The organism is Armatimonadota bacterium, from assembly GCA_031459765.1.
Taxonomy (GTDB): domain Bacteria; phylum Sysuimicrobiota; class Sysuimicrobiia; order Sysuimicrobiales; family Kaftiobacteriaceae; genus Kaftiobacterium; species Kaftiobacterium secundum.
This window is the reverse complement of sequence record JAVKHY010000002.1, coordinates 93826-106149: the sequence shown is the minus strand read 5'-3', so window position 1 is coordinate 106149 and position 12324 is coordinate 93826. Positions and strand designations below refer to the sequence as shown.

Genomic DNA, 12324 nt, shown 5'->3' with positions numbered 1-12324 from the left:
ACTTCGACCCGACACCTCTGACCCGGCGAGGCAGGAACCCCGTCTCCCGCCGAGAACTCAGCGTGACGGTGCAGGGTGGCTCCGCTCTGCGGAGCCGAGAAGGGAAGCCGGTGTGATTCCGGCGCGGTCCCGCCGCTGTAACCGGCGAGGCTCCCCGACAACGCCACTGGATGCCAATCCGGGAAGGCCGGGGATGCTCCGATGACCCGGAAGCCAGAAGACCTGCCTGCACCATTCGCCACACGCCTTCGAGGCAGAGGAGGTGGGCGGTTTGCGTTTCTGGACGGTTCTCGTTCTGTTGAGTTGCCTGGTCGCTCCCGCCGTTGCTCAACCCCTCCCGCCGCCCCCGCCCCCGGGACCCTCGCCGCAGGAGCCCTCCGAGCCGCCGGTCTTCGAGTTGCCCGAGGTGGTCGTTCCCGGTCGTCGGCCGCAGCCCGGCGGCGCGACGCCGGCCTCGGTCACGGTCATCACCCGCGCCGAACTGGAACGGATCGGCGCGCGTACCGTCGCCGACGCCCTGCGGCTCGTGCCGGAGGCGGTAGTCCGCGCTTACGGCGGGTACGGGAGCCTGGCCGAAGCCAGCCTCCGCGGATTTGGACCGGGGCAGGTGCTCGTGCTGGTGGACGGCGTGCCGGTCAACAGCATCGCGCTGGGGCAGGCCGACCTGAGCACGGTCTCCGCCGCGGGGGTGGAGCGCATCGAGATTCTGCGCGGGGCCTTCGGAGCCATCGCGGGCAGCGGCGCCGTCGGCGGGGTGATCAACATTGTGATGTCCGCAGGAGAGGCGCCGTCGGTCCAGATGAGGGCCGGAGGGTATGGCGAGCGGCAGTTCGTGGTCAGGACCGGAGGCCGCGGCGCCGGCCTGACGATCGAGTCGGCCGCCTCCGCCGGCGCGCGGCCCAACAGCGACGTCACGGCCCTGACCGTGGCCGCCAGGGCCGCTGTGGGCGGGGCCCGCATCAACCTCCACCACAGCCAGTCGGACCTGGGTACCCCGGGAGACGTGGCGTTTCCTACCCCGCAGGACCGTCAGGCCTTCTCGCGGACGCTGGTGCAGGCCCAGTGGGGGGGCGCGGCCTCTCCGGCGCGCGGCCGGGCCTACGCCCTGACGGAGTTCTTGCGCTTCACCTCGCCTTTCGGCTCGAGCACCTACAACTCGACCGTCGTCGGCGCCGAGGTGCAGCGGCAGTGGGAGATCGGACCCGGCCGCGTGGTGGTCGGCGGCCTGGAGGGTCAGCGGCAGGCGCTGGAGGCGGCCGTCTTCGGCTCGCCCATCGCGCAGCAGGCCACGCTGGGCGCGGGATATCTGCAGTACGATGCCGTTCTCTCCCGGCGCGCGCTGGCCTCGACGGCGCTGCGGCTGGACGCCCACTCTGCCTACGGCCTGACCCTGAACCCCAGGGCGGGGATCGTGGTGGCGATCGATGAGACCACACGGATTCGGGCCGGCGTCGGCCGCACCTTCCGCGGGCCCACGTTCCTCCACCTGTACTTCCCGGGTTGCAGCAATCCGGCGCTGCGGCCCGAGACCGCATGGACGGCGGAGGTCTCGGTGGAGCGGTCGAGTGCCGTCCGCGTGACCACCGTGACCGCCTTCCAGTCCGAGGCCGCCGACTTGATCGCCGGCGGTTGTCCGCCGGTGAACATCGGGGCGGCCCGGATCAGCGGGCTCTCGGCGGAGGTGCGCGGACGGTTGGGGGATGCCTGGACGGCGAGAATGCACCTCACCGCGCTCCAGGGCGTGGACCGTACCACGGGAGAGCCCCTCATTCGTGTGCCGTCCCTGACCGCGGGGGCGGTCCTGACACGGCGCCTCGGCGACACCTCGGCCCTCACGCTGATGGCGCAGTACGTCGGTCCGCGACCCGATCTGGACTTTTCGGTGTTTCCCGCGGTACGCATCGAACTCCCCGGCTACCTCGACCTCGGGTTGCGCTACCGCACGGAGACGTCGGCGGGATGGACCGTGACCTTCGGCGTCGACAACCTGCCGGACGCCTCTTATGAGGTTGTAAAAGGGTATCCCGTGCCCGGCCGCACAGTGTTTGTCGCGGCGTCCAGGAGGTTCTGACCGTGCGCGGATCCGGGCGGCTCCTCCTCCTCGTCGGGATGGTCTTCCTCGCGGCTGCGGGGATGCGTTACATGCTCGCGATTCAGCGAGAGGGGCGCGGGAGACCGATATCGGGTCCGACTGCGGTCAGCCCTCCCGGCCCCACCGCCTGGGAGGAAGCCGGCGACGCCGAGATGGTCCGCCCGACGGCGGCTCCGGACGGATCCGGCCGGGCGGGTGTGCGCCGGCGCCCCGCTCCGGCGGTGGCGCATCCTCCGCGGCCTTCTGCCCCCTCCACACTGCGCCTGCGTAGGCCCCCTCCCCGCGCCACTGCGCCGCCACCTCCTCCCCCCGAGCCGACTACCACCGTACCACCCTCCTTGCGGAGGACGGACACACCCGGCAGCGGCGCCGGCGCAGCGGATGTGGGGGCAGAAGCCGCAGAGCCGAAAGCGGACGGCCCGGGCATGGGCTCCGGACGCGCCGCCGGCTCGGAAGTGGCCGACGATCGCACCGGCGAGACAGTGCCGCCTCCGTTTCTGCAGGTCACCACCGTCCAGGAAGTGGTGGAACGGCGTCCGCCACCTCGGTTCACTCCTCCCGTCCTGCTGACCCCGATGACCTCCTATCCCGGGGAGGGATACGCCGTGGTGCTGGACCGGACTGCGATTTCACCGGAGATCCGCACCCTGGCGGCGGAGGGAACGGTGGTTGTCAGGCTTCTGGTGCTGGCCGACGGCAGTGTCGGCCGCAGCGAGGTCGTCTCTTCGTCGGGGCATCCCGTCCTCGATCAGGCGGCGCTCTCCGCGTCGCTGGGCTGGCGCTTCCGGCCTGCCACCCGCGACGGCCGGCCGATCGACGCCTGGGCGATCGTTCCCGTTCGCTTCGTTGTGCCATGAACGTCGCAGCGCCGTGAACGAGGAGGCTGCCATCCTGGCCATCGACCCGGGCAGGGAGAAATGCGGCCTCGCGGTGCTCACCTCCCGCCGGGTGCTCGAGCGGCGCGTCGTCGGCCCGGAGGAGGTGACCGCGGTCATCGGCGAATGGATCGGCCGTCACCGCATCCGCACGGTGGTCGTGGGTAACCGGACGGGCGCCGCCCGGATCCGGGACGCCGTGGCCCGGACCTTTCCCCGGCTGATCCTGCGCGGGGTCGATGAGGCGGGGACCACGCTCGAGGCGCGGCGCCTCTACTTTGCCGATCACCCCCCAACGGGCTGGCGCCGGCTGCTGCCGCTTTCCCTCCAGGTGCCTCCGGAACCCTATGACGACTATGCCGCCGTGGCGTTGGGGCGTCGGTTCCTGGCCCGGTACGGACCGGGGTGAAGGAGGAGGTGACTTCCAGGCGCCGTATATCACCTAAGCGGGCCGAGGGGGCCGGCTGCGGGCCAAGTTTGTTAACAGTGCATTTTCGGCTCTCATCGCATTATTTCGGCTCTCGTGATATCATTGCTTGGCCCGTCCGGTCCGCGTCTTCAGCGTCGATCGATCAGACAGCGAGTCTGCTTTTCGGCAGTCAAGGCGTCACCCGTCACTTCCGACCTGCGCGGTCGGGAACGGCAGTACACGGCGGAAGAGGGGAGGTGGGGAAGAACATAAAGCCCGCCGGTTGCCGCCCGGACGTTGTACGGGACGGAGGGGCGGAGGACAACGGGCAGAAGGTCGGCTGCCGCGGAGAGGAAACACGACCACTTGCCCTGCAGCCCGACCCGATGCTCGGATCACCCACTCAAGGGGGTAACGAGCACAGATGAGGAAGCTGGCAGTAGCCATCGCAGCAACGCTCGTGCTCGCGGTCGTCTCCCCCGCCTTCAGCCAGCCCTTCGCCGACGTGCCCACCGATCACTGGGCCTTCGACGCGATCGCGGAACTGGCTGCGAAGGGTATCGTCGAGGGCTACCCCGACGGAACCTTCAAGGGCGATCGGGCGATGACCCGTTACGAGATCGCCATGGTCGTGGCCAGAATCCTGGCCCGCATCGAGGCGATCAAGATTCCGCCGCCGCCGCCGCCGCCCAAGATCGAGGTCACCCGGGCGGACATCACCACGCTGCAGCGGCTGATCAACGAGTTCCGCGCAGAACTGGCCGCGCTCGGCGTGCGCGTCACGGCGGTGGAGGAGGACCTGGCGGCCCTGCGGGACCGGCTGGACAACACCAAGGTGGCCGGGTTCGCCTTCTTCCGGCACCAGTCCAACATCCTGAACGGGCAGAACTACACCTTCGGCCTGTTCAACCTGACCTTCACCGGGCGGATCAGCTCTACCGCCTCGGCGACGGTCAACATGCTGCTCGATACCTGCGATGGCGGTATCTTCGCCTTCGGCGCCGGCACCAGCAGCAGCGTCACGCCCACCGGGAGTGGCTGCTCGACGACGACCGGCGTGGCCCTCAACAACGTTGACGGCGGGGGCTATCCCATCGTCGGCGTGACCTTCGACCGCGCCTACATCGACGTGGCCGCCTACGGCCTCAACTGGCGCCTGGGCAAGCAGACCTACACGCTGGGCCCGATCGGCCTGCTGTTCCGCGAGGGCTCGGTGGCCGTTTACGGCGGCGACTCCGTCGGCATCGACGGCCTCAAGGTCACCGGCAGCTTCGGCCCGGTCAGTTTTGAGGTGGCGGGGTTCGCCTACGTCTACAACCCTGCGGCCATCAACGTCCTCCAGAACATCTACACCGTCCGCGGGTCGATGGCGCTCATGCCCGGCTGGACCTTCGGCCTGAACTACCTGTCCGAGCGGACCAACGGCCTCGCCACCGCTCCGTTGACCCCGAACGCGGTCAACAGCGGCTGGTCGGTGGACGTCAGCGGGACGATCATCCCTGGCGTCACGCTCACCGCGGAGTACGCGTCGTGGACGCCGTCGGGCGGCAGCGCCGTGGCCGCTTACCAGGTCAACACGGTCTGGAACCTCGGCCAGTTGACCGGGATGACGCAGTTCAGCCCCACGCTGCGCATCCAGTACAAGAACTACGGCAACGGCTACCTGCCCATCTACCGCGGCGGCAACGACCTGTTCGGCATCGGCAGCACGACCAACTACCAGGCCTGGAACGTGCAGCTGAGTCTGACCTTCAGCCCGCAGTTCCGACCGTATGTCAACTACGAGTCCGGCTCGGTCATCTCCACCGGCGTCGGCCAGACCGAACTCGAGCTCGGCTTCTTCAGCCAGATCACGTCGGGCGTCACGGGGCGCTTCCGCTACCAGCGGCGCGAGACCCCGCCCGGCACGGTGGCCACGCACCGGTATCGCCTGGAGGTCACCACCTCCTGGTAAGACCGGTCTCCTTGCCTGTTGCAGAGTCCCCGGGTATGATGACCGGGGACTCTGCTTTTCTACGACTTCGACGGGGTGACACGTGGCGAAGGGTGTGCTGCTGGTGGTGCTCCTGGCGGTGGCGGCGGCCCAGATCCTCCCCTCCTGCGGGGGCACCGAGCGGACGATCACCGGGTGGGTCGAGGCGAAGTACTACCACAGCCGCCGCCAGTCCTACGTCATCGTGATCAACAATATCGAGTACAACGTCCCCGACGACTTCTACGACCAGGTGGAGGTCGGCGACCTGGTCAAGTATGAGAACGGCCTCTGGCGGATTCTGAGGAAGCGAGGGACGTAGCCGTGCGGTGGATCCTGCTGGCCGCGGCGGTCGTCCTGGCGGTGACGCTGCCTGTCCGGGCGCAGACCGCGCGCGTCGTCGCCGTGGCGGACTTCGACACCATCAGCGCCGACAGCGGCCGGATTCCCCCGGCACAGCTGACCGCGCTGCTGGCGCACCTCCTGGCGCAGCAGGGGGCGCACCTGCGGGTCGTGGCCGCAGATGCCGTGCGCGCCGCGCTGCGGGCCCGAGGCTACGCGCCCTCCGACCTGGTCTCGCCGGCCGTCGCCGCCGAGGTCGCCCGGGCCGTCGGCGCCGACTGGGTGGTCACCGGCCGCTGGACGCAGCTGCGCGTGGTGAGTTTCAGCGTCCCGGACGATCCCGCCACGCCCGCCGTCCGCGACGGAGACGGGCTGGCGGTGGCCGACGTCCAGGTCCGGGTGCTGGAGGCCGCCAGCCGGCAACGGGTCTTCGAGGGTCGGTTCCAGGGCGTGGTCGGCGGCGCGGACTACGGCTCGCTGCTGCTGGCGGCAAGCGAGGCGCTACGCGGGGCCGCGGCGGCGATCGCCCGGCTGTAGGCAGGACGCGGAGCGGGGAGGGAGAGGCCCCGGGGCGCGGTTGACGGGCCCTGCGGGGCGTGCTAAAGTACGGGCGAACTCTTTAAGCCGGCACTGCGAGGCCGGAAAGGGCTCCGATGACCTGTCGATCACCTGAACATGATCCCCGGGGCGGAGGAGTGATCCTTCCGCCCCTTTCTCTTTTATCACCTCTCGCCTCCCGGGGGACGCCCTGATGCGTCATCTGCTGGCCCTGCGCGACCTCGATCCCGGAACCATTGTCACCCTGCTGGATGCCGCGCAGCGCCTCCGGGACGGCGAGGCGCCCCCCTCGCCGGCGGGCGCCACGGTGGCCATGTTGTTCTACGAGCCCAGCACGCGGACCGAGATGTCGTTCATCCTGGCCGCGCGGCGGCTGGGGGCTGAGGTCCTCCCCTGCGCCGTGGAGCACAGCAGCGTCCGCAAAGGGGAATCCTTCCTCGATACGGTGCGGACCTTCGAGGCCCTGGGGGCCGACGCCCTGGTCATCCGTCATCCCAGCAGCGGCGCGCCGCATCTCGTGGCGCGCCATGTCGGGTGCGCCGTCATCAACGCCGGCGACGGGATGCACGAGCATCCGACCCAGGGGCTGGTGGATCTCCTCACCGTCCGCCAGGTGAAAGGGCGCATCGCCGGCCTGAAGGTGGCCATTGTCGGGGACATCCTTCACTCGCGGGTGGCGCGTTCGGCGGCGTGGGGCTTCGCCAAACTGGGGGCGTCGGTGGTCCTGGCCGGCCCGGCGACCCTGCTGCCGGCGGCTCCACCGGTTCCCGGCGTCGCGGTGACGGCGTCCCTGGCCGACGCCCTGGCCGGTGCGGACGTCGTGATGGCGCTGCGGGTGCAGCTGGAACGCCAGGCCGGGGGGGCCCTGCCCACGCTGGCCGAGTACGCCCGCACCTTCGGCCTGACGGAGGAGAGGCTGGCCCTCGCCCGGCCCGACTGCGTCGTGATGCATCCCGGTCCGGTCAACCTGGGCGTGGAACTCGGCGCCGCAGTAGCCGAGGGTCCGCGCTCGGTGATCCGTCGCCAGGTGGCAAACGGTGTCTGCGTGCGCATGGCCGCGATCCAGTGGGCGCTGGGCCGCGGGGCGGGCGCGGAGCTCCCGGCTGCGGCGACGGCGGCGGGGGAGATCAGCCGCGGCCGGGCGCGGCCCGAGGCCGTCGAGGTGCACTGAGGTGTCCGACGTGCTGATCCGCGGCGGCCGCGTGGTCGATCCTTCCAGGGAGTTCGATGCGGTGGCCGATGTCCTGATCCGGGGAGGCCGGATCGAGGCCGTCGCGCCGGATCTGCCGGCCGCCGGGTGCGACGTCCTGGACGCCGGAGGGCTGGTGGTGGCCCCGGGCCTGATCGACATGCACGTCCATCTGCGCGATCCCGGGCAGACGCACAAGGAAGACCTGGGCACGGGGTCGCGCGCCGCCGCGCAGGGCGGGTATACGGCCGTGGCCTGCATGGCCAACACCGTCCCGCCGGTGGACCATCCCGTCGTGGTGGAATACCTGCGCAGTCGCGCCCGCGAGGTGGCCGCCTGCCGGGTCTATCCCGTGGCGGCGATCACCAAAGGATTGCAGGGACGGGAGTTGAGTCCGATCGCCGCCCTGGCCGCCGCCGGCGCGGTGGCGCTGTCCGACGACGGGGCGGCGGTGCCGGACGCCGGGCTGCTGCGGCGCGCCATGGGCTACGCCCGGATGGTCGGGCTGCCCATCATCGAGCACTGCGAGGACGCTTCGCTCTCCGGGAGCGGCGTGGTGCACGACGGGGGCCAGGCCGCCCGGCTGGGGCTGGTCGGCATCCCCTCCGAGAGCGAGGCGGTGATCGTGGCCCGGGATCTCCTCCTGGCGGAGGCCACCGGCGCGCGATTGCACATCGCGCATGTCAGTGCCGCAGCCAGCGTGCGGCTGATCCGCGAGGCGAAACAGCGCGGCGTGCCGGTGTCCGCCGAGGTCACTCCCCATCACCTCACGCTGACCGACGCCGACGTGGGGGAGTTCGATACCAATCGCAAGATGAACCCTCCGCTGCGCACGGCCGCGGACCTGGCGGCGCTGCGCCAGGCGCTGGCGGACGGGACGATCGACGTGATCGCCACCGACCACGCCCCCCACGCCGTGGAAGAGAAGCGCGTGGAGTTCGACCGCGCCCCCTTCGGGGTGATCGGGCTGGAAACCGCGCTGGGGGTGGTCCTCACCCACCTGGTCGGCCCCGGCATCCTGACCTTGCCCGAGGCCGTCCGGAGGATGAGCACCCGCCCGGCGCAGCTCCTCGGCCTGCCCGGCGGCAGCCTGCGGCCCGGCGACCCCGCCGACCTCGTGATCATCGACCCGCACCTCGCCTGGACCGTCCGCGCCGAGGCCTTTGCCTCCCGGAGTCGCAACACCCCCTTCGAGGGCTGGACCCTGAGAGGGCGCGCCGTCCTGACGATGGTCGGGGGCAGGGTGACCCACGACCTGGTCGGGGCGGAGGTGACGGCGTAGATGCCCGAGCCTGCCCTGGCTCCCGACCGCCCCACGGCGGCACCGCAGCTCGCGGTCGAGATCGCCGGCATCCGCTTCGCCCATCCGGTGCTGGCCGCCCCCGGCCCGTTGGGCTTTGGCCGCGAGGCCCGGGCCACCACGGACCTGCGCGCCTTCGCCGGGTTCATCACCAAGTCCGTCACCCTCGACCCGCGCGGGGGCAACCCGCTCCCGCACCTGGTGAAGGTCGAGGGCGGCTACCTGAATTCGCTGGGACTGCCCAACCCCGGGATCGCCGGATTCCTCCTGCGCGAGATGCCGTTCCTGCGCACGCTGGGCATCCCCGTCATCGTCAGTGTCGCAGGACACAGCGTGACGGAGTTCGTCACCCTGGCGCGGCTGCTGAGCGCCGAGCCGGGGGTCGCCGCCGTCGAACTCAACGTCTCCTGTCCGAACGTCGAAGCCGGCCTGACCTTCGGGGTCGATCCGCGCCTGACCGCCGAGCTGGTCTCCGCGGTGCGCGAAGCGGCGACCCTCCCGATCTGGGTGAAGCTGACGCCGAACGTCACCGACATCGCGGTGATCGCCCGGGCCGCCGAAGACGCCGGGGCGCACGCCCTCACCGTGGCCAACACTTTGATCGGCACGGCCGTCGATGTCCGGACGCGGCGGTCCCGACTCGGCACGATCGCGGGAGGTCTGTCCGGGCCGGCCATCCGCCCCGTCGCCGTCTACCTGACCTGGCGCGTGGCCTCGGCGTCGCGTCTGCCGGTGATCGGCGCCGGCGGGATTGCGACCGCCGAGCATGCCCTGGAGTTCCTCATCGCCGGGGCGCGGGCGGTGGCCGTGGGAACGGCGGTCATCGATAATCCCCGCGTCGCCGAGGAGATCCGCTCCGGCCTGGCGGCCTACCTGGAGGCTTCCCGGGCGCGGTCGCTGGAGGAGATCATCGGCTCCCTGGGCGAGCGCGGCGGGGGCGCGGAATGAGTCGGCAGCCGCCATCCTCCGGCCTGTCCGGGCTCTCCGCCGCGGACCGACTGATCGTGGCTCTGGACGTGCCCGACCTGGCCGCGGCGGCGGTCCTCGTCGGGCGGCTGCGGCCGGCTGTCTCGTGGTTCAAGATCGGTTCCCAGTTGTTCACGGCGGCGGGGCCGGCGGCGGTGGCGCTGGTCCACGACGCAGGCGGGCGGGTGTTCCTGGATCTGAAGTTCCACGACATCCCCACCACCGTGGCGGGCGCCGTGGCCGTCGCCGCGGGGCTTGGGGTGGCCATGGTGAACGTCCACACCGCGGGTGGAGAGGCCATGTTGCGCGCTGCGGTGGCGGCCTGCGCCGCGGCGGCGCCGGCCGGATCCCGGGCGCCGGGATGGACCAGACCCGTGCTGATCGGCGTGACCCTGCTCACCAGCGATCCCGATACCGGCGATCTCGTCCACCGGGCGGTATCCGCCGCCGAGGTGGCGCGGTCGTGCGGACTGGACGGGGTCGTCTGCTCGCCCCGGGAGTGCGCGGCGATCAAAGACCGGTGCGGCCGCGGGTTCGTCGTCGTCACACCGGGAATCCGTCTTCCTCCCTCCGCAGCAGGCGCCGTCACCGACGACCAGCGCAGGACGGCGACCCCGGCAGAGGCGGTGAGGGCCGGTGCCGACTTCCTGGTTGTCGGCCGCCCCATTGTCCGCGCCCGCGACCCGCTCGCCGCCGCGGCAGCCGTCATCGCCGAGATCGAGGCAGCCCTCGCCGGCTCCGTACCCTCTGCGTCGAGGTTCGCCTGCTAGAGCGCGTTTTCCGAACATCCCGTCCAGTTGTCCACAATCCGTTCGGTTGACACCTTGTTTTGGCCCTGCCTATAATGAGCCAAACCTTCGCGGCCGCGCATCCGGGAGGCGGTGGTGGGGCTACTCGACGACATCGATGAAATCCTCATCCCGGAGGAGGCCCTGCGGAGCCGCATCCGGGAGCTCGGCCGAGCGATCAGCAGGGACTACGAAGGCAAAGAACCGCTCCTCGTCGGGATCCTGACGGGAGCGGTGCTGTTTATCTCCGATCTCCTGCGGGAGATCACCATCCCCTGCCAGCTGGACTTCATGGCCACCAGCTCCTATGCGGACGGGACGACCAGTTCCGGCATCGTCCGCATCCTGAAGGACCTGGACCAGTCCATCGAGGGCCGCCACGTCATCGTCGTGGACGACATCATCGACACCGGGCTGACCATGGACTACCTCCTGGAAACGCTGAAGACCCGCTATCCGGCCAGTCTGCGCGTGTGCGCGCTGCTGGACAAGGTGCCGCGACGGCTGCGTTATGTGCCCATCGACTACCGCGGCTTCGAGATTCCGGACAAGTTTGTTGTCGGCTACGGGCTGGACTTTGCCGGCCGCTACCGCAACCTGCGATTCATCTGTGTGCTGAAACCCGAGATCTACGGCACCCTCACCCCCGCGCCCGCCGCCAGCCACGTGCCATGACGGAGTTTCTCAGCCGCACCAGGACGGCCCGACGCGCCTACGGGTTCGACGAGATCGCCCTCGTGCCGGCGTCCGCCACCGTCGATCCCCTGGACGTCGACCTCTCCTGGGCGGTGGGACCGTATCGGTTCGCGCTGCCCTTCCTGGCCGCGGCGATGGACAGCGTGGTTGATCCTGCGGTCGCCGTCACGCTCTCCCGCCTGGGCGGCCTGGGCGTCCTCAACCTGGAAGGCCTGCAGACCCGCTACGACGACCCCGAGGAGCCGCTGGCGCAGATCGCGGCCGCGCCCGCCGAGGACGTGGTGCGCCTCATGCAGCGGCTGTACCAGCCGCCGGTCCGCGAAGACCTCGTCGCGGGGCGGATCAAGACGATCCTGGACGGCGGCGGCATCGCCGCGGTCTCCGTGACGCCGGCCGCCGCGCCCCGTCTCGTCCCGGTGGCGGAGCGGGCCGGCGCGCACATCATCGTCCTGCAGTCCACGGTCGTCACCGCCCGACACCACAGCGCGCAGGGCCGGTCCGTCGGCATCCAGGCCCTGATTGCCCAGACCGAGGTGCCAGTGATGGTCGGCAACTGCGTCGGGTACGATGCGGCGATGGCGCTGCTGGAGGCCGGGGCGGCCGGCCTGTTCGTCGGCGTCGGGCCCGGCGCGGCCTGTACCAGCCGGCGGGTGCTGGGCGTGGGCGTGCCCCAGGCCACGGCGATCGCCGATGTGGCCGCGGCGCGGGACGAATACCAGCGGCGCACAGGGCGCTACGTCCCCGTGGTCGCCGACGGAGGGATCGCCGTCGGCGGAGACGTGGCCAAAGCCGTGGCCTGCGGCGCCGACGCGGTGATGCTCGGATCAGCGCTGGCCCGGGCGGAAGAGGCGCCCGGGCGTGGATTCCACTGGGGCATGGCCACCCCGCACCACGCGCTGCCCCGCGGGACGCGGATCAAGGTCGGGGCGGTGGCGACGCTGGAGCAGATTCTGCTGGGCCCGGCCACCACCGACGACGGGTCCCAGAACCTGGCCGAAGCCCTGCGCACGGCAATGGGGATCTGCGGGGCCCGCACCATCGCTGAGATGCACAGGGTGGAGATCGTCATCGCGCCCACCCTGGGCAGTGAGGGGAAGCACCTGCAGTTCTCGCAGCGGGTGGGGCAGGGGAGATGAG

12 protein-coding genes and 1 riboswitch are annotated in these 12324 nt (G+C 70.9%); all 12 genes read left to right on the top strand.

The window, feature by feature from the left end:
- Window positions 1-55: 55 nt before the first annotated feature.
- Window positions 56-245: riboswitch (cobalamin riboswitch) on the top strand.
- A 26-nt stretch (window positions 246-271) separates the two neighbouring features.
- Window positions 272-2071: a TonB-dependent receptor gene (locus QN141_03180; protein MDR7557468.1), complete on the top strand. Its 1800-nt coding sequence runs from the start codon at window positions 272-274 to the stop codon at window positions 2069-2071.
- A 446-nt stretch (window positions 2072-2517) separates the two neighbouring features.
- Window positions 2518-2949, top strand: a complete 432-nt coding sequence (locus tag QN141_03175; GenBank protein MDR7557467.1) for an energy transducer TonB — start codon at window positions 2518-2520, stop codon at window positions 2947-2949.
- Window positions 2950-2962: 13 nt separating this feature from the next.
- On the top strand, window positions 2963-3376 hold the full coding sequence (locus QN141_03170; GenBank protein ID MDR7557466.1) for a pre-16S rRNA-processing nuclease YqgF: 414 nt from the start codon (window positions 2963-2965) through the stop codon (window positions 3374-3376).
- A 424-nt stretch (window positions 3377-3800) separates the two neighbouring features.
- On the top strand, window positions 3801-5330 hold the full coding sequence (locus QN141_03165) for an S-layer homology domain-containing protein (GenBank protein MDR7557465.1): 1530 nt from the start codon (window positions 3801-3803) through the stop codon (window positions 5328-5330).
- Between the two features lie 82 nt (window positions 5331-5412).
- Window positions 5413-5670, top strand: coding sequence for a hypothetical protein (locus QN141_03160; GenBank protein MDR7557464.1), 258 nt, complete (start codon window positions 5413-5415; stop codon window positions 5668-5670).
- A gap of 2 nt (window positions 5671-5672) precedes the next feature.
- Window positions 5673-6227: a hypothetical protein gene (locus tag QN141_03155; GenBank protein ID MDR7557463.1), complete on the top strand. Its 555-nt coding sequence runs from the start codon at window positions 5673-5675 to the stop codon at window positions 6225-6227.
- 214 nt (window positions 6228-6441) lie between these two features.
- The gene (locus QN141_03150; GenBank protein ID MDR7557462.1) at window positions 6442-7419 is read left to right on the top strand and encodes an aspartate carbamoyltransferase catalytic subunit; all 978 of its coding nucleotides are present in this window, start codon (window positions 6442-6444) and stop codon (window positions 7417-7419) included.
- A 1-nt stretch (window position 7420) separates the two neighbouring features.
- Entirely contained in the window at window positions 7421-8719 is a 1299-nt protein-coding gene (locus QN141_03145) for a dihydroorotase (protein MDR7557461.1), read from the top strand.
- The gene (locus QN141_03140; protein MDR7557460.1) at window positions 8720-9685 is read left to right on the top strand and encodes a dihydroorotate dehydrogenase; all 966 of its coding nucleotides are present in this window, start codon (window positions 8720-8722) and stop codon (window positions 9683-9685) included.
- Complete coding sequence (gene pyrF, locus QN141_03135; protein MDR7557459.1) at window positions 9682-10473, top strand: orotidine-5'-phosphate decarboxylase; 792 nt, start codon at window positions 9682-9684, stop codon at window positions 10471-10473. The genes QN141_03140 and pyrF overlap by 4 nt, the downstream gene beginning before the upstream one ends.
- 114 nt (window positions 10474-10587) lie before the next feature.
- Complete coding sequence (gene hpt / locus QN141_03130) at window positions 10588-11166, top strand: hypoxanthine phosphoribosyltransferase (GenBank protein MDR7557458.1); 579 nt, start codon at window positions 10588-10590, stop codon at window positions 11164-11166.
- Window positions 11163-12323 (top strand): GuaB3 family IMP dehydrogenase-related protein, encoded by a 1161-nt coding sequence (locus QN141_03125; GenBank protein ID MDR7557457.1) that lies wholly within the window; start codon window positions 11163-11165, stop codon window positions 12321-12323. Before hpt ends, QN141_03125 begins: the two co-directional genes overlap by 4 nt.
- The last annotated feature ends 1 nt before the right edge of the window (window position 12324 follow it).

Excerpts from the sequence above, each read along its gene's own strand:
- pyrF (MDR7557459.1), top strand. The coding sequence starts at position 9,682 with ATGAGTCGGCAGCCGCCATCCTCCGGCCTGTCCGGGCTCTCCGCCGCG.
- QN141_03175 (MDR7557467.1), top strand. The coding sequence starts at position 2,518 with ATGGGCTCCGGACGCGCCGCCGGCTCGGAAGTGGCCGACGATCGCACC.
- QN141_03165 (MDR7557465.1), top strand. The coding sequence starts at position 3,801 with ATGAGGAAGCTGGCAGTAGCCATCGCAGCAACGCTCGTGCTCGCGGTC.
- QN141_03140 (MDR7557460.1), top strand. The coding sequence starts at position 8,720 with ATGCCCGAGCCTGCCCTGGCTCCCGACCGCCCCACGGCGGCACCGCAG.
- QN141_03125 (MDR7557457.1), top strand. The coding sequence starts at position 11,163 with ATGACGGAGTTTCTCAGCCGCACCAGGACGGCCCGACGCGCCTACGGG.
- QN141_03150 (MDR7557462.1), top strand. The coding sequence starts at position 6,442 with ATGCGTCATCTGCTGGCCCTGCGCGACCTCGATCCCGGAACCATTGTC.